The organism is Mesorhizobium sp. WSM4935 (genome assembly GCF_029625735.1).
Lineage (GTDB): Bacteria > Pseudomonadota > Alphaproteobacteria > Rhizobiales > Rhizobiaceae > Mesorhizobium.
The window spans coordinates 718,562-735,580 of the sequence record NZ_JARTVR010000003.1 but is presented as its reverse complement, the minus strand read 5'-3'; the positions used below and the strand labels follow the sequence as shown (position 1 = coordinate 735,580).

At 63.2% G+C, this 17,019-nt stretch carries 14 protein-coding genes and 1 pseudogene; 7 read left to right on the top strand and 8 right to left on the bottom strand.

Going from position 1 to position 17,019, the window contains the following annotated elements; all coding sequences use genetic code 11:
* Nucleotides 1-141: pseudogene (locus P9273_RS11635) on the bottom strand (S-(hydroxymethyl)glutathione dehydrogenase); the annotation flags it as partial.
* Nucleotides 142-390: 249 nt separating this feature from the next.
* Here P9273_RS11635 and P9273_RS11630 point away from each other — a divergent pair.
* Nucleotides 391-2,403, top strand: a complete 2,013-nt coding sequence (locus tag P9273_RS11630; RefSeq protein ID WP_278049006.1) for an acetyl-CoA carboxylase biotin carboxylase subunit — start codon at nucleotides 391-393, stop codon at nucleotides 2,401-2,403.
* 121 nt (nucleotides 2,404-2,524) lie between these two features.
* A complete protein-coding gene (gene dnaE, locus P9273_RS11625) occupies nucleotides 2,525-6,052 on the top strand; it encodes a DNA polymerase III subunit alpha (RefSeq protein WP_278049005.1) in 3,528 nt (1,175 codons plus the stop codon).
* A 102-nt stretch (nucleotides 6,053-6,154) separates the two neighbouring features.
* On the opposite strand, the gene P9273_RS11620 is transcribed toward dnaE, so the two are convergent.
* Nucleotides 6,155-7,042: a DMT family transporter gene (locus P9273_RS11620; RefSeq protein WP_278049004.1), complete on the bottom strand. Its 888-nt coding sequence runs from the start codon at nucleotides 7,040-7,042 to the stop codon at nucleotides 6,155-6,157.
* A gap of 223 nt (nucleotides 7,043-7,265) precedes the next feature.
* Here P9273_RS11620 and P9273_RS11615 point away from each other — a divergent pair, with 223 nt between their 5' ends.
* Complete coding sequence (locus P9273_RS11615) at nucleotides 7,266-7,769, top strand: hypothetical protein (RefSeq protein WP_278049003.1); 504 nt, start codon at nucleotides 7,266-7,268, stop codon at nucleotides 7,767-7,769.
* Between the two features lie 4 nt (nucleotides 7,770-7,773).
* Here the strand turns inward: P9273_RS11615 and P9273_RS11610 are convergent, their stop codons facing one another.
* Nucleotides 7,774-9,102, bottom strand: coding sequence for a DNA polymerase IV (locus P9273_RS11610; RefSeq protein ID WP_278049002.1), 1,329 nt, complete (start codon nucleotides 9,100-9,102; stop codon nucleotides 7,774-7,776).
* A 65-nt stretch (nucleotides 9,103-9,167) separates the two neighbouring features.
* Between P9273_RS11610 and P9273_RS11605 the strand changes: the two genes are divergently transcribed.
* Nucleotides 9,168-9,743: a GNAT family N-acetyltransferase gene (locus P9273_RS11605; RefSeq protein ID WP_278049001.1), complete on the top strand. Its 576-nt coding sequence runs from the start codon at nucleotides 9,168-9,170 to the stop codon at nucleotides 9,741-9,743.
* A gap of 92 nt (nucleotides 9,744-9,835) precedes the next feature.
* Complete coding sequence (locus tag P9273_RS11600) at nucleotides 9,836-11,413, top strand: hypothetical protein (protein WP_278049000.1); 1,578 nt, start codon at nucleotides 9,836-9,838, stop codon at nucleotides 11,411-11,413.
* A gap of 9 nt (nucleotides 11,414-11,422) precedes the next feature.
* Here the strand turns inward: P9273_RS11600 and P9273_RS11595 are convergent, their stop codons facing one another.
* Both P9273_RS11595 and P9273_RS11590 read right to left on the bottom strand, forming a co-directional pair.
* A complete protein-coding gene (locus P9273_RS11595; RefSeq protein ID WP_278048999.1) occupies nucleotides 11,423-12,076 on the bottom strand; it encodes a hypothetical protein in 654 nt (217 codons plus the stop codon).
* Entirely contained in the window at nucleotides 12,073-12,372 is a 300-nt protein-coding gene (locus P9273_RS11590; protein ID WP_278048997.1) for a DUF3572 domain-containing protein, read from the bottom strand. Before P9273_RS11590 ends, P9273_RS11595 begins: the two co-directional genes overlap by 4 nt.
* A gap of 240 nt (nucleotides 12,373-12,612) precedes the next feature.
* Between P9273_RS11590 and P9273_RS11585 the strand changes: the two genes are divergently transcribed.
* Nucleotides 12,613-12,984: a response regulator gene (locus tag P9273_RS11585; protein ID WP_040995610.1), complete on the top strand. Its 372-nt coding sequence runs from the start codon at nucleotides 12,613-12,615 to the stop codon at nucleotides 12,982-12,984.
* Nucleotides 12,985-13,015: 31 nt separating this feature from the next.
* Nucleotides 13,016-14,389: a PleD family two-component system response regulator gene (locus P9273_RS11580; RefSeq protein ID WP_278048995.1), complete on the top strand. Its 1,374-nt coding sequence runs from the start codon at nucleotides 13,016-13,018 to the stop codon at nucleotides 14,387-14,389.
* 572 nt (nucleotides 14,390-14,961) lie between these two features.
* Here P9273_RS11580 and rpmG read toward each other — a convergent pair.
* The 3 genes from rpmG to P9273_RS11565 form a co-directional block, all read right to left on the bottom strand.
* Nucleotides 14,962-15,129 (bottom strand): 50S ribosomal protein L33, encoded by a 168-nt coding sequence (gene rpmG, locus P9273_RS11575; RefSeq protein WP_040995604.1) that lies wholly within the window; start codon nucleotides 15,127-15,129, stop codon nucleotides 14,962-14,964.
* 156 nt (nucleotides 15,130-15,285) lie between these two features.
* Nucleotides 15,286-15,744 (bottom strand): hypothetical protein, encoded by a 459-nt coding sequence (locus P9273_RS11570; protein ID WP_278048994.1) that lies wholly within the window; start codon nucleotides 15,742-15,744, stop codon nucleotides 15,286-15,288.
* A gap of 92 nt (nucleotides 15,745-15,836) precedes the next feature.
* Nucleotides 15,837-17,012 carry an MFS transporter gene (locus tag P9273_RS11565; protein ID WP_278048993.1) on the bottom strand — a complete coding sequence of 392 codons (1,176 nt, stop codon included), beginning with the start codon at nucleotides 17,010-17,012 and terminating at the stop codon, nucleotides 15,837-15,839.
* Nucleotides 17,013-17,019 lie beyond the last annotated feature (7 nt).

The following is a 17,019-nucleotide window of genomic DNA, read 5'->3' as shown; positions in this document are numbered from 1 at the left end:
GAGCGTGAACTCGTCGGTGTGGCAGATGCCGGTCGCCTTGACCTCGACCAGCACCTCGCCCTCGCGGGGACCTTCGAGGTCGACCTCCATGATCTCCAGCGGCTTTCCGGCGGCAACGGCTACGGCGGCACGCGTTTTCATGAGGCACTCCTCCCAACGATCTGTAGTTTTAGCTAACGGCAAGCTACCCCTGGTGAATGCCAGCCTGCCATCCCTGCGGTGTTGCGCATAACTTTAGCGGGTTCCGCGCCGGCGGCCAACGTCTCTTGCGACGTTTTTCGGCGCTGTTTCTGTAATTGGCACCGGCCGTGGGAGCCAGCTCGCGAGCCCTTGAGGCGCGCTGGAATTGTCCATAGAACTGGACCGCTTCGCCGGAGGAACGACATCCGAATGTTCAAGAAGATCCTGATCGCCAATCGCGGCGAGATCGCCTGCCGCGTGATCAAGACGGCGCGCAAGATGGGAATTGCCACCGTCGCCGTCTATTCGGATGCCGACCGCGATGCCGTGCATGTCGAAATGGCCGACGAAGCGGTGCATATCGGGCCTTCGCCGGCGGCGCAGAGCTATCTGCTGCCGGAGAAGATCATCGTCGCCTGCAAGGAAACCGGCGCGGAAGCGGTGCATCCGGGCTATGGCTTCCTGTCCGAGCGTGCCTCCTTCTGCGAGACGCTGGAAAAGGAAGGCATCGTCTTCATCGGACCGAAGCCCAAGGCCATCAAGGCGATGGGCGACAAGATCGAATCGAAGAAATTCGCCAGCCAGGCCAAGGTCTCCACCGTGCCCGGATGGCTGGGCGTCATCGAAGATGCCGACCATGCCGAACGGATCGCCGGCGAGATCGGCTATCCGGTCATGATCAAGGCCTCGGCTGGCGGCGGCGGCAAGGGCATGCGCATCGCCTGGAATAAGGCGGAGGTGCGCGATGGTTTCGAGCGGGCGCGTTCGGAAGCGAAAAGCTCCTTCGGCGACGACCGCGTCTTCATCGAGAAGTTCGTCGTCGATCCCCGCCACATCGAAATCCAGGTGCTGGCCGACGCACATGGCACCGCCCTTTATCTTGGCGAGCGGGAATGCTCGATCCAGCGCCGCAACCAGAAGGTGGTCGAGGAGGCGCCGTCGCCATTCCTCGATGCCAAGACCAGAAAGGCGATGGGCGAGCAGGCGGTGGCCTTGGCCAAGGCCGTCGACTACCAGAGCGCCGGCACTGTCGAGTTCATCGTCGACAAGGACAAGAACTTCTATTTCCTTGAAATGAATACGCGATTGCAGGTCGAGCATCCGGTTACCGAGCTGGTGACCGGCATCGACCTGGTCGAGCAGATGATCCGCGTCGCAGCCGGCGAGAAGCTCGCCATGAAGCAGAGCGACGTGAAGCTCAACGGCTGGGCGGTGGAGAGCCGCCTCTATGCCGAGGACCCTTTCCGCAATTTCCTGCCATCGATCGGCCGGCTGACCCGTTACAGACCGCCGGAAGAGGGCAGGTTCGGCGACATCGTGGTCCGCAACGACACCGGCGTCACTGAGGGCTCGGAAATCTCGATGTTCTATGACCCGATGGTGGCGAAGCTGTGCACCTGGGCGCCGACCAGGCTCGAGGCAATCGATGCTATGTCGGAGGCGCTGGACAGGTTCGTCGTCGACGGCATCGAGCACAACATCCCGTTTCTTTCGGCGCTGATGCAGCATCCACGCTGGCGCGAGGGGCGGCTGTCGACGGGCTTCATCGCCGAGGAATATCCGGACGGTTTTTCGCCGGTCGCGCCGGATGGCGAGGAGAGGGCGGTGTTCGCCGCCGTCGCAACGGCGATCGAACTTTTGCGCCGCGACCGGCTCGACCGCCTGAGCGGCAGGCTGGCGCCGCATTCCGGCCATCTCAAGCGCGACTGGGTGGTGAAGATCGGGGCCGGCTACCTTCCGGTCGAGATCGTTGACGGCATGGTTTCCATCCCGATGGAGGTCGATCTGGCGATCGACGGCGGCAAGCCGCTGACGGTGGCCTCCGACTGGCGGCCGGGCGACGCGATCTGGCAGGGAACGGTCGGCGGCAACAGCATCGCAGCCCAGATCCGCCCCGCGCTGAACGGGCTGCGGATTGCCTGGAAAGGCATGTCGGTGACCGCGCGCGCCATGCTGCCGCGCACGGCTGAGCTTGAAAGGCTGATGCCGGAGAAACTGCCGCCGGACACCTCGAAGATGCTGCTCTGCCCGATGCCCGGTCTCGTCGTCTCTATCGCGGTCGCCGAGGGCCAAGAAGTGAAGGCCGGCGAGACGCTGGCCGTGGTCGAGGCGATGAAGATGGAGAACGTGCTGCGCGCCGAACGCGACCTCACCGTGGCAAAGCTCAATGCCAAACCGGGGGACAGCCTCGCTGTCGACGCGGTGATCATGGAGTTCGCCTGAGAAGAGGCGCTACCGGGTCGCAAGCCTGTGCCCTGCGGGTCTTTTGTGCTGGACTGGCATGGCCCCGTCCGGGACAATACATCTGCATGGATTTTGAGTCTTTGGGATAGCGCGAAAAAACATGGCGGATGAACGACTTCCACGCGACCCGTTGCAGCGCGAAGCAGCCGTGAAGGCCGCGCGGCCGGATGCGCCGGCGCGGACATTCATCCATCTGCGCGTGCATTCGGCCTATTCGCTGCTCGAAGGCGCGCTTCAGCTCAGCGCGATCGTCGGCCATGCGGTCAAGGACGAGGCGCCGGCGATAGCCGTCACCGACACCAACAATCTGTTCGGCGCGCTCGAATTCGCCCAAAAGGCGGTCAAGGACGGCATTCAGCCGATCATCGGCTGCCAGATCGATCTCGTCTTTTCCGGCGAGGCGAGCGACGGCCAGCGCGATCGCCGCCGGCACGGGCCGGAAATGTCGCCGGTCGTGCTGATCGCCGCCAGCGAGGCGGGTTATGCCAATCTCGTGCGGCTGATCAGCAAGGTCTATCTGGAAACGCCGCCTGGCGAGCCGGTGCATCTGACCAGCGCCACGCTAGAGGGCCGATGCGACGGGCTGATCTGCCTGACCGGCGGCCCGCGCGGTCCGATCGGCAGCGCGCTCAAAGCGGACCGGCGCGACCTCGCCGAACAGCGGCTGCTGTTCCTCAAGGGCCTGTTCGGTGACAGGCTCTATGTCGAATTGGAGCGGGTCCAGGGCTATGACCGTATGGTCGAAAAATCGACGGTCGACCTGGCCTACACGCATGACCTGCCGCTGGTCGCCACCAACGAGGCGTTCTTCTCCAAGCGCGAGGATTATGAGGCGCATGATGCGCTGATTGCGATTGCCGAAGGCTCGGTGGTTGCCGCGGACAATCGCCGGCGGCTTTCACCGGACAATTTCCTGCGCAGCCAGGCCGAGATGGCGCGGCTCTTCTCCGACCTGCCTGAAGCGATCGACAACACGGTCGAGATCGCCATCCGCTGTTCCTATTATCCAAAGAACCGCAGCCCGATCCTGCCGCGTTTCACCGGCGCCGACGCCGCCGACAAGGACGCGGCCGAGAAGGCGGAAGCCGCGGAGCTTGCCCGCCAGGCGCGGGAGGGTCTGGAGAAGCGCCTTGCAGCGCACGGGCCGACGCCGGGCTACACGGTCGAGCAATATCGCGAACGGCTCGAATTCGAGCTCGGCATCATCGAGCGAATGAAGTTCCCCGGCTACTTCCTGATCGTTGCCGACTTCATCAAATGGGCCAAGTCGCAAGGCATTCCCGTCGGGCCGGGGCGCGGTTCGGGCGCCGGCTCGCTGGTCGCCTATTCGACCACCATCACCGATATCGACCCACTGCGTTTCTCGCTGCTGTTCGAGCGCTTCCTCAACCCGGATCGCGTCTCGATGCCCGACTTCGACATCGACTTCTGTCAGGACCGGCGCGAGGAGGTCATCCGCTACGTCCAGCAGAAATACGGGCGCGACCAGGTCGGCCAGATCATCACCTTCGGAACGCTGCAGGCGCGCGCCGTGCTGCGCGACGTCGGCCGCGTGCTGCAGATGCCCTACGGCCAGGTCGACAAGCTTTCCAAGATGGTGCCGCAGAACCCTGCCAATCCGGTCAAGCTGGCCGACGCCATTGCCAACGAGCCTCGCTTCGCCGAGGAGGCGGAGAAGGAGCCGATCGTCCAGACGCTGCTCGACACGGCGCAGAAGCTCGAAGGCCTGTATCGCCACGCCTCGACGCACGCCGCCGGTATCGTAATCGGCGACCGGCCGCTGTCGGAACTGGTGCCGATGTATCGCGATCCGCGCTCCGACATGCCGGTCACACAGTTCAACATGAAATATGTCGAGCAGGCTGGATTGGTGAAGTTCGACTTCCTCGGCCTGAAGACGCTGACCGTGCTGGAGACGGCGGTGAAGCTCATCCGCCGGCGCGGCGTCGACATCGATCTCGCGAGGATACCGCTCGACGACAAGGACACCTACGCCATGCTGTCGCGCGGCGAGGTGGTCGGCGTGTTCCAGGTTGAAAGTGCCGGCATGCGCAAGGCGCTGATCGGCATGCGGCCGGACTGCATCGAGGACATCATCGCGCTGGTGGCGCTCTACCGCCCCGGACCGATGGAGAACATCCCGACCTACAACGCCAGAAAGCATGGCGAGGAGGAGTTGGCTTCGATTCATCCCAAGATCGACCATCTGGTGAAGGAGACGCAAGGCGTCATCGTCTACCAGGAACAGGTGATGCAGATCGCGCAGGAGCTTGCCGGCTATTCGCTCGGCGAAGCCGATCTCCTGCGCCGCGCCATGGGCAAGAAGATCCGCGCCGAGATGGACAAGCAGCGCGAGCGCTTCGTCTCCGGCGCGGTCGAGCGCGGCGTCTCCAAGCCGCAGGCCGACTTCATCTTCGATCTGTTGGCCAAGTTCGCCGACTACGGCTTCAACAAGTCGCACGCCGCCGCTTATGCGGTCGTTTCCTATCAGACCGCCTATCTCAAGGCGCATTACCCGGTCGAGTTCCTGGCGGCCTCGATGACGCTCGACATGAGCAACACCGACAAGCTGGCGGATTTCCGCCAGGACGCCATGCGCCTCGGCATCGAGGTGGTGGCGCCGTCGGTGATGACCAGTTTCCGGCCGTTCGAAGTGGGCGAAAACAAGATCTTCTATTCGCTGGCGGCGCTGAAGGGCGTGGGCGACGCGGCGGTCGAGCACATCGTCGAGAAGCGAGCCGAAGGGCCGTTCAAGAGCCTCGCCGATTTCTGCGAGCGGGTCGATCCGAAGATCGTCGGAAAGCGGGTCTTCGAAAGCCTGATCATGGCCGGCGCGCTGGATTGCTTCGGGCACGACCGCGCCCAGATGATGGCCGGCGTGGAGCGCATGATGGGCCTGGCCTCGCTGGCGCAGCAGAACGCCATTTCCGGCCAGGCCGACATTTTCGGCGCCTCGCTTGGCAGCCAATCGCAGGCGCTCAACCTGCCGGCGACCGATCCGTGGCTTGCCGCGGACCGGCTGCACCGCGAGTTCCAGGTGGTGGGCTTCTATCTCTCGGCACATCCGCTGGATGAGTACAGGGCCGCACTGCAGAAGATGCGGGTGCAGAACTGGGCGGAGTTTTCCGCGGCGGTGAAACGCGGCGCCGCCGCCGGGCGGCTCGCCGGCACCGTCACCACCAAGCAGGAGCGCAAGACCCGCACCGGCAACAAGATGGGCGTGGTGCAGTTTTCCGACACGACCGGCCAATACGAGGCGGTGCTGTTCTCCGAAGGCCTGGCGCAGTATCGCGACATGCTGGAACCCGGCCGCTCGGTGGTGATCACCGTTTCGGCGGAAGACCGGCCGGAAGGCATCAACCTGCGCATCCAGACCGTGCAGTCGCTGGAGGATGAGGCGAGCCGCATTCAGAAGGCGCTGCGCATCTTCGTGCGCGACGCAGCACCGCTCGGCACGCTCGCCAACCAGCTTTCGGTCAAGGGCGAGGGGCAGGTGAGCTTCGTACTGATTAAGGACGCCGGACAGGGCGAGGTCGAGATCGAATTGCCCAACCGCTACCGTATCTCGCCGCAGGTCGCATCGGCCATGCGCGCGGTGCCTGGTGTGGTCGAGGTCGAGCTGGTTTAGCCCAGAGCAATTCCAGGAAAAGTGTGAGCGGTTTTCCGTCCGGAATTGCGTTAAAACAAAGAGATAGAGCGGTTCGCCGTTTCCGTGAAACGGTGAGACGCTCTAAGGGGTTGCCGCTTCCGCTTCGGCTACCCGCGGCGTCTTCTTCTGCAAATTGAGCAAATTGCCGGCCAGAATCAGCGCTGCGCCGCCGGCGGTGAAGACATCGATCTGCTCGTGATAAAGCAGCCAGCCGACCAGCGCCGTCAGCGGCACGCGCAGGAAATCCATCGGCGAGATGATCGTGGCGTCGGCATGGACCAGCGCGCGGGCCAGGCAGAAATGCGACGACATGCCGGTGAAGGCGATGACGAAGATCCATGGCCAGAGCCCGGGCGAAGGGGTGCGCCAGTGGTAGAGGGCCGGGATCAGGCCAACCACCGACTGGATGATCAGCATCCAGAAGATGATGCGCACCACGCTTTCAGTCCTGGTCATCGACTTCACCAGCACCATCGAGATGCCGAAACAGACCGCGGCGCCGAGCACGACGATGTGTCCGGGATCCATCGAGCCGGCGCTGGGGCGCACGATGATCACCACGCCGATCAGGCCAAGCAAGATCGCCGTCAGTTTGGACCGGGACAGTCTTTCCCCCAGAAAGCTGACCGCGAGAATCGCCGTCCAGATCGGCGTCGTGAACTCAATCGAGATCAGCACCGCGAGCGGAATGAGCGTCAGCGCATAGAGCCATGCCGCCTGGCCGGTGTAGTGGATGACATTGCGGGCGATATGGGCGAAAGGGCGCCTGGTGCGCATTGCGGAAAAACCGCCATTCATCATCACCAGCGGCAAAAGGATGAAGAAGCCGATCACCGAGCGCAGTTCCAGCACCTGGAAGACGTTGAGCTCGGCCGTCGTCTCGCGCCCGGCAACCGACATCGCCAGCATCGAGGCGATTGACAGAGCCATCCAAAATGCGGCTTTTGGGATCGAGGGAGCGGGCGCCATTTGGGCGCCTATGTCGCAAGCCTGGACCTGGGCCGCAACCGTTAGTGGCGTCATTCCACTGGGCCAGCCAAAAGGGATGCCAAAACCGTCGTGGCGAGGGCGGAAGCTTGCGTCCGCAGCACCCGTTAAGTCCGCGCTTCCGCCTTCCTTTGGAAGGTGCCCGCCAAAACCGTGTCATTTTTTCCTGAAATTGTTCAGCGATCGCGAGAGGGGAACGCCTTTGATGAAATCGACTGCTGCCTTGCTGGCCGCCGCCTGCCTTTTCTGCTCGACAGGCGCGCATGCCGACGAGGCGGCTTTTCTGCGCTCGCTGCAGGGAAAGTTCTCCGGCAAGGGAACGGTCAGGATCAGGACGAATACCCCGGTGATGAACATCAACTGCACCTTCACCTCGGACGCGACGGCGAACTCCCTGTCTCTTGACGGCACCTGCCGCGCCTTGCTGATCATGTCGCGCGAAATACGCGCCGACCTGAAGGTCAGCGGTGGGAGCTATACCGGCACCTATATCGGATCGCGCAGCGGACCCGCCGGGCTCAGCGGAAGCCGCAAGGGCGACGCGATCAACCTCGACATCCACTGGGCGAAAATCGTCAATGGCGACCGCGACGCGGAGCTGACGGTCGAGAAGGTCGGGCCCGACAATATGCGTATGACGGTGACCGACATTGATCCGGAGACCGGCACGATGGTGGTGACGAGCCGGATCGACCTGAAGCGCAGCTGACGCTTTACTCTTCAAGCGGCTCTGGCGGATTGGCGGCGCGGCCCTTGCCGAATGTGTAGCCGGTCTCGACGGCTTTCCTGCCGAACTTGTCCCGCAGCGTGTCCATAGCGCCTTCGGCCAGCGCGCGCTTGCGCGATTGCAGGTCGACCAGATCCGGCGGATCGGCTTTTTCGTCATCGGAGAGGTCGCTGACACCGATGCCGAGCAGGCGGAATTTGGTGCCGTCGGCTTCGCGGCGCAAAAGGTCGAGCCCGGTCTGGAAGATGCGGTCGGCCAGCCGGGTCGGATCGCCGAGCTGACGGTTGCGGGTGCGGATCTTGAAATCCTGCGTCTTGAGCTTGAGCACCACGGTGCGCCCGGCGATGCCGGATTTCTTCAGCCGCGCCGAGACCTTTTCCGACAGGCCGCGCAGCACCGGCACCAGCTCCGCCAAAGCGGCGATGTCGGTGTCGAAGGTGGTCTCGGCCGACACGCTCTTGGCATCGCCGTCGGGATCGACCGGGCGGTCGTCCTCGCCGCGCGACAGGCGGTAGAGCCGGTCGCCCATCACGCCATAGCGGCGCATCAGGTCGCCCCGCTCCATGCGCTGCAATTGCGCGATCATGCGGATGCCGTCACGTTCCAGCGTTGCGGCCAGCGCCTTGCCCACGCCCCAGATCATCGTCACCGGCTGCGCGGCGAGGAAGCTTGGCGCCTCGGCTTCTCCGATCACCGAAAAGCCGCGCGGCTTGCGGAAATCCGAGGCGATCTTGGCCAGGAACTTGCAGTAGGAGAGGCCGGCCGAAACGGTGATGCCGAGTTCCCTTTCCACCGTCTGCGCGAAGCGCGCCAGCACCAGCGCAGGCGGCATGCCGTGCAGCCGCTCGGTGCCGGCGAGGTCGAGAAACGCCTCGTCGATCGACAGCGGTTCGACCTGCGGCGTCAGCGCCTGCATCAAGGCGCGGACCTGGCGCCCGACGCCGACATATTTTTCCATGTCGGGCGGGATCACCACCGCCTCCGGGCAGAGTTCCAGCGCCTTGAACATCGGCATGGCCGAGCGAACGCCCTGGATGCGGGCGATATAGCAGGCGGTGGAGACGACGCCGCGCCGGCCGCCGCCGACAATGACCGGCCTGTCCTTCAGCGCCGGGTTGTCGCGCTTTTCGATTGCCGCGTAGAAGGCGTCGCAATCGATATGGGCGATCTTGAGCCGGTAGAGTTCGGCGTGGCGGACAAGGCGCGGGCTGCCGCAGCGGTCGCAGCGGCGCGTCTCCGAGCGCTGGAGCGCCAGGCAGTCACGGCAAAAACCGTGTTCGGGATTGTTGACAGGAGCCGCCATCGCTGCGAACATAAAGAGAACAAACGCAATGGTACGACAGCGCAGGGCCGGCAACAAGCTTGGCCTGGGGAGAACGCATGAGCACGTCCATAGTACCGCTGACCCCTGAGCGCTGGCCCGATTTCGAGGACCTGTTCGGCAAGCAGGGCGCCTGCTACGGCTGCTGGTGCACGCATTTCCGGCTGACGCCGGCGGAGCGCCGCGCCAGCGACAAGGAGCGCAACAAGGATCTCATCAAGGCGCGAATCGAGGCTGGTCCGCCGCCGGGACTTCTCGCCTTTGAGGACGGCAAGGCTGTCGGCTGGATGCAGGTCGGCCCGCGCGCCGACGTGCCCGAGTGGAACAATCAGGGCAGGGGCTCGGCCCCGGTCGATCCTGCCGATGCCGACGACCCAAATGTCTGGGCGATCTCCTGCTTCTTCATCCGCGTCAAGGCGAGGGGACGCGGCATCACGCATCGCCTGGTCGAGGGCGGCATCGCCTTCGCCCGCGAGAACGGCGCGAGGCTGCTCGAAGCCTGCCCGATCGACCTGTCGCGCGATTCGCGTTCGATCGGGCTTTTCGTCGGCTCGTCGCGGGTGTTCGAAAAGGCCGGCTTCGAGAGGCTGGTGGAGCGCAAGCCCGGCCGACCGCTGATGCGGCTGGTGCTTTAGCCGGATGCGCTTTTGGCCTACAGTCTTGCGGCTGTAACGCTTCTTGCCTACCAGAAGCGCAAATCATTCTTCCGGGACCACGGAGAACCAACGTGAAGCGTATTTTGCCACTTGCCTTTGCCCTGGTGCTCTGCGCGCCCGCCTTTGCCCAGACCGTCGACAATCAAGGCGCCAAGGAGCTGTCCGACAATCTGGCGCGCTATTTCGGCAAGCAGGCCTTCGACAAGGGTGTGCTCAAGGTTTCGGTCGAGGGCGACGCCTACAAGATCGCACTCGACATCAAGGCGCTCGTCAATGCGCTGCCGGAGCAGAAGCTCCTGAAATTCGACATGGCGCCATACGCACTGATGGTGAAGCCGCGCAGCGACGGTTCATGGGATGTCTCGTCGAATTTCTCGCAGGGCGCATCCTTCGAATTCGATGGGCCGGAAGGCCGTCAGAGCATGGAGCTCACGATCAAGGACGGCAAATTGACCAGCGTCTACGATCCGGCCCTTGCGGCCTTCACCAACGCGACGAGCTCGCTGGCCGGGATGACCATGACGTCGCGGGAAGCCAAGCAGCAGGCCGATGTCTCGACCGGCGCCGGCACCGCCACCGTTACCGCGACCAAATCCGCCAATGGCGGTGTCGACTTCTCGGCCAAGCAAAAAGTCTCGAATTTCGTCGAGATGATCAAGGTAAACGATCCCGACAACGGGATGAATTTTCCGCTCACTTTGAAAACGCCGGAGCTTTCCGTCGACGCGAACGGCAAAGGCGTACGCACCAAACCGCTGCTGGACCTGCTCGCCTTTGCCGTGGCGAATGAAGACGAAGCCAAGCTCAAGGCGAACCAGGCCGAGCTCAAATCGCTGATGCTGGCTGCGCTGCCCATCTGGGAAAGGCTCGACGGCAATTACGGCTTCAAGGATTTCGAGGTGGACAGCCCAGTCGGCAAGTTCGGGGCCGCGCAATTTAGCACCGCATTCGGCATGGACGGCGTCTCCCAGAACGGCAAGGTGGATTACACGATCAAGGCTACCGGTCTGACGATCCCACGGCAGACCCTGCCCGACTGGACCGTTCCGCTGCTGCCCACCGACATCGACCTGAACTTTGGCGGCGCCAATATCGACCTCGATACGATGGCGAAAAAAGCGATCGAAGCCTTTGATCTCAATAAGAATCCACCGCTCTCGGATGAATTCGGCAAGGCTCTGGTCGCCGATTTCAAGGCCAAGAATCCGAAGGTCGTGATCGGGCACAGCACGGTGAAGAACGGCAATATCGAGCTCGCGATGGAAGGCGAGATGACGTTTCCCGGCGAGAAACCGGATGCGACCTTGACTGTCGATGTCGCAGGCTATGACAAGATCGTCGATGCCCTGAAGGAAGGAGCCAAGAGCGATCAGCAAATGGCGCAGGCTTTCCCGTTTGCGTTGGCGGTCAAAGGATTTGGCAAAACACTGGCGGACGGCCGGCTGGAATGGGTGATCAACACCAAGGCCGATGGGTCCGTCACGGTCAACGGCGCCATGCTGAAGGGGCCGGATGAAGTCCAGGACGACAATTCAGGCCAGGATGGCAATTCGGGTGATGACGGCGCGAATGGAACCGACAATTCGACCGGAGGCGACGGTTCGGACGGCGGCGACAATGGCGGGGCAGGGGCGAAGCTGCAACCCTGAGCGTTTGAGCTACAGCCCGAGCGCGGCCGCGATCTTGGGCGCCGCCTCGCGCCAGTCCTCGACCGAGATGATGTCGTCGGGCGTGGGCGGCAGGAAGGCGCGCAGCGAGTTGTCGGCCATCAAATGGAAAAGGTGTGCGTCCGCCACGGAGTTGCGCGCCGAGACCAGGTTGGAAGGCTGGTCGTCGACGAAGGCGACCGGCCGAGCTTTCAGGCCGCGCAGTTTGGCAATAGCCGGCCCCTTGGCCATCTCCGTCGTCAGCAGCGGGTAGTTGAGCCCCAGCGCATCGAGATGCGCGCGGCGCACGGCACGATGCTTGTGCGGCATGGCGGTCAGCATGACGATCTCGGCGCCTTGTCCAAGCATTGCCAGCGCGTCCGCAGCGCCCTCGGTGATGCTTTGCCAATCCGCTTGGGTATCGAAGAAATCGCCGAGCAGCGCCGTCACTTCCGGCTGTTCGATCAGCCGTCCGGTCGCGGTTTCGGCGATGTTGCCGGTAAGGCGGAAGGAAGCCAGCGTCAGGCCGAAGCCGCGCGTTTTCAGGAAATGCGGGAAGGGCCGGACAAATTCGAGCACGACGTCATCGACGTCCAGCACCAGCAGCGGCCGGTCGTCGGCGGCAAGCTCTTCGATCTGCCGCGCCGTCTCGGGATCGTCGCTCATGTCGAACGCTCGTGATCGTCGTTGCCGAGCGGGAGCGCGTGCAGCGCCTTGCCGATGGCGGCCGGCGGTGTGCCGGTCTCCTCGGCGAAGCGCAGCAGCGTCGGCTCGTGGGCAAGCACGAATTGCAGGACGCCGGCAAGGAAGCCGGGCTCCGCGGCGGCCCTGCGGATCGAGTTCGCCTCGATGCCGGTGATCGCCAGGAAGCGGGGCAGAAGTTCCGGGTCGGCGGCGATGAAGCCCAGCGCCTTGACGGCAATGGTTTCCGCTTCTTCGCGCATTGACGCTGCGTTCGCCATCATTACCTTTGGACTGGTGGAATTTTTTTGAGTCTCCTTCCGCAGTAACGGCAAGCGTCGCTTGCGGCAAGCCTCCGCTCTCCCACGTACAACGTCCGAAGGTGGAATCCGTGCAGCTTTCCAACCTCCGGTTTCCGTTTCGTCAATCATATTGGGCTAGAGTGGAAAGGGTTGGGTGCGGTCCGAAGGGGACGCATTGCGACCGCCTTCGGCTTCGGGGGCGGTCGGGACGGGAAACTGATGGCTAAGAAGGTGATGATCGTCGAGGACAACGAGCTCAACATGAAGCTCTTTCGGGACCTCATCGAAGCCAGCGGTTACGACACGGTTCGCACACGCAATGGGCTGGAGGCGCTCGATCTCGCGCGCCAGCACCGGCCGGACCTCATCCTGATGGACATCCAACTGCCCGAAGTCTCCGGCCTGGAGGTGACGAAATGGCTGAAGGAAGACGACGAGTTGCATTCGATACCCGTCATCGCCGTCACCGCCTTCGCCATGAAGGGCGATGAGGAGCGCATCCGCCAGGGCGGCTGCGAGGCCTATATCTCCAAGCCGATCTCGGTACCGCGCTTCATCGAGACGATCAAATCCTATCTGGGCGACGCCTGATGCCCGCGACCAGCAGAACCGGAGTTTTTCAATGACCGCGCGGATCCTCGTCGTCGACGATATCCCCGCCAATGTGCGGCTGCTGGAGGTTCGGCTGCTTGCCGAGTATTTCGAGGTTCTGACGGCCAATAACGGTCCGGATGCGATCGAGACCTGCGAGAACGGCAAGGTAGACGTCGTGCTGCTCGACGTGATGATGCCCGACATGGACGGGTTTGAGGTCTGCAGACGCCTGAAGAGCGACCCGGCGACTTCGCATATCCCCGTCGTCATGATCACCGCGCTCGATCAGGTTTCGGACCGGGTGCGCGGCCTCGAGGCGGGCGCGGACGATTTCCTCACCAAGCCGGTCAATGACCTGCAACTGATGACACGCGTGAAGAGCCTCGTCAGGCTGAAATCGTTGACGGACGAGCTCAGGCTGCGTGCATCGACCACGCGCAATATTGGTATCGAAGAACTCCTGAGCCGCGATTTCGCGACCGAAGACGCCAAGCCTCGAGTGCTCCTCATCGACGAGCGCAAATCTTCCGTCGAACGCATCCAGAAGATGCTGCGCAACAGCGCCGAACTCGATGTCGCGACCGATCCGAATGCAGGCTTCTTCCAGGCGGCCGAGACGCCGTATGAATGCGTGCTGATCTCGACCGCCTTCTCCGGTTTCGATGCGCTGAGGCTCTGCTCGCAGCTGCGTTCGCTCGACCGTACCCGCTTCCTGCCGATCATGCTGCTCGCCGACGAGGGCGAAGAAGGCCGCATCCTGCGCGGCCTGGAGCTCGGCATCAACGATTACCTGATCCGGCCGATCGACCAGCACGAGCTGACAGCGCGCCTGCGCACGCAAGTGCGGCGCAAACGCTATAACGACCAGTTGCGCGCCAGTGTCGCCCAGACCATCGAGATGGCTGTCATCGACGGGCTGACCGGGCTGCATAACCGGCGTTACCTCGACAGCCATCTGCAGACGCTGTTCGATCGCGCCATGGCGCGGCGGCGGCCGCTGTCGGTGATGATCACCGATCTCGATCGCTTCAAGTCGATCAACGACACCTATGGCCATGACGGCGGCGACGATGTCCTGCGCGAATTTGCCAGGCGGTTGCGCAAGAATGTGCGCGGCATCGATCTCGCCTGCCGGTTCGGCGGCGAGGAGTTCGTCGTGGTGATGCCGGATACCGATGGCGCGGTCGCCGAGAAGGTAGCCGAGCGCATCCGCGCCGAGATCGCGCAGGCGCCGTTTGCGGTCGGCAATGCCGGCAAGACGATCGAGGTCACGGTCAGCGTAGGCGTATCCTCCCTGCTGAAAGGGACCGACAGCGTCGCGGCGCTGATGAAACGCGCCGATCTTGCGCTCTATGAAGCCAAAAGCGGTGGCCGCAACCGGGTCGTTGCCAAGGCTGCCTGAAGCGCGCCGCGATCCTTTCAGGGTTTGCTCATACGCTTTGGATTTCAACCTTGCGCATGTCTTTGTCCCGAAACCGGTCGCAACTTCGGGAGAGATGCTTGGGAAAGGCGCCGATTCCCGACGCTGTGAACAAGGTTACAAATTTACCTTAACCCAAGCGATTCGCGAACGGTGGTTAAGAAATGGTTGATTTTTATAAGGTCTTGCGCAAATCTGCGACGCATAGACAGAACACGAGGCCGGCACGAGGGTAGACTAGCCGGCCCGATCCAAAAATACCCCATGATGCTCAGGTCCGCCGCATCTCCTGGGTCCGTGGGGTCGGCCGGCCGGCGCTGGCACATAGTGGCCTCCTCGTACCGCTGCCAAACGCCGACCGGCCCCCTTTTCTACAAAAACTGCCATCGGAACCTTGCGCAGGCAGCCGCTCGGCTTCTCTGCCGCCCGGTCTTTCCCATAGCTTTGCCTGACGCAATTCCTGCCGGAAACCGGGCCGGACTTTTCCTGGAATTTGCCTCAAAAACAAAAACGCCGCCCAAAGGGCGGCGCTTCGATTTCCCAGGATAACCAGATTACTTGATCTTGGTTTCCTTGAACTCGACGTGCTTCTTGGCGATCGGGTCGTACTTGCGGAACGAGAGCTTGTCCGTCTTGGTACGGCTGTTCTTGCTGGTCACATAGAAGAACCCGGTGTCGGCGGTCGACAGAAGCTTGATCTTGATGTTTGCGGCTTTGGCCATGATGTTCGTCCGTTAATGTTCGTGGAGTTTTGGCCGCTGGAGCACGGGGAAAACACCCGGACGCGGGAAACTTGGCGCGACACATAAAGAACGCGCCCGGAAAGTCAAGCCCGGGCGCCGTCCTTGCCTCATTTCGGCATGGCGGATTTCACCGCTTCAAGCGTTATGTTCGATCAACTGCCCTTTCTTTTTCCAGTCGCCCGTCGTGTTCCACCAGCGGTTCGGATTGGCGCGGTCGTCCAGGCCCTTGGAGCGGCCGGCGAGCAGCGGCTGGATGCGGATGACGGGTTCCTGATAGGAATGGACCTGGAAAATCGCCTCGACGACACGGGCGGCGAGCGCCTGGTCGTCGGCGATTTCGAACGACACTTCGACGGTGCCGGGCCGCCGGCGCAGTTCCGTCTCGGCGCCTGCGGCGGCGCCTTCGAGCGGCTGGTAGCGCTCGATGCCCTGCGCCGACTGAAAGGCGTTGGCGTCATATTTGCCCATGCGCAGCGGCGTGATCGCCACCACCGCCTCCATGATGCGCTCGACATCGGCGGCCGGCGCCTGGAATGTGACGAGCAAAAGCAGTTCCATCCTGAGGGATTTGGTCTCAAAGCCGCTGTCGATCATCGCAATTCTCCTGCCTCGCGTTGGAGGCAGGGTATAGCAGGGGTGCTGCTGACACGGTGATGTCAGGATTGCTCGATGTTCAGGACATGTGCCTAGAGAATCTTGCGCACCAATCTGACCAGGACCAGAAGCATGTAGGCGGCGAAGAAAAGGGCGAGCGACCAACCGAATCCCGAGGGGCCGAAGGCGTCCATGCCGATGCCGATCGCCTGCGGACCGATCACCATCCCCACACCATAGCAAAGCACGAAGGCGGCATTTGCCGATGCCAGCTCATGGCCGGAAAGTTGCGAGCCGAGATGGGCGAGCCCGATCGTGTACATGGCGGCGACGACGCCGCCCCAGACGAACAGAAGAGCCGCCATCAGGTGCCAGTTCTGCGCGAAGAACGGCATGAAGACTGTGCCGACGAGGCCGACGGTGGCGCAGGCCAGAAGCAGGTAACGGCGGTCCGAGACACGGTCGCTGATCATGCCGATCGGGATCTGCAGAAGCACGTTGCCGAGCCCGATCATCGTCAGCAGGAGCGCGGCGTCCGCCTCCGAATAGCCGATCCGGCTGCCATAGACGGGGAACAGCGAGAAACCGCCGGTCTCGACCGCGCCGAAGACAAGCACCGCGAAGGTCGCGGTCGGCACCAGCCAGATGTAGCGCAGGAAATGGCTGGTCTCGCTCTCGGCGACGATGGTCGGGCTCTCGTTGCGCGCCGCAAGCACCGGAACGGCGGCGAGCGTCACCAGCGCTATGGTGACGCCGAACGGCAGGAAGCCCGAACTGCCGAGATGGGCAAACAGCCATGGGCCGGCGGCAAAGCCGAGTGACAAAACGGTGGCATAAATGCCAAGCACAAGGCCGCGGCGGCTGGGGGGGGCGGAGGTGCTGATCCAGAATTCCGACAAGATGAACAGCACCGTCAGCGAGATGTGCAGGGCGACGCGGAGCGGGAACCACATCCAGAAATCCGGCGCGAAATGGAAGCCGACAAAGGCGAGCGCGCCGATGGCAATCATCAAAAGCATGGTCCAGGCGACACCGAGCCGCATGGCAAGCGGCGTGGCCAAAGGCGCGCCGGCGATCGAGGCGAGGCCGGCGACGGCGGTGTTGAGGCCGATCATCGAAGCGGAATGGCCGCGGCTTTCCAGAATGACGCTGAGCAGCGGCATGCCGAGGCCGATGGCGATGCCGACGACGCTGATCGAGGAGATCGCCGCGACCATCGGCAGCCAGTGCACGCGTTCGTCGCCCTTTTGTTGGGTATCGACCGTCATGGGATCA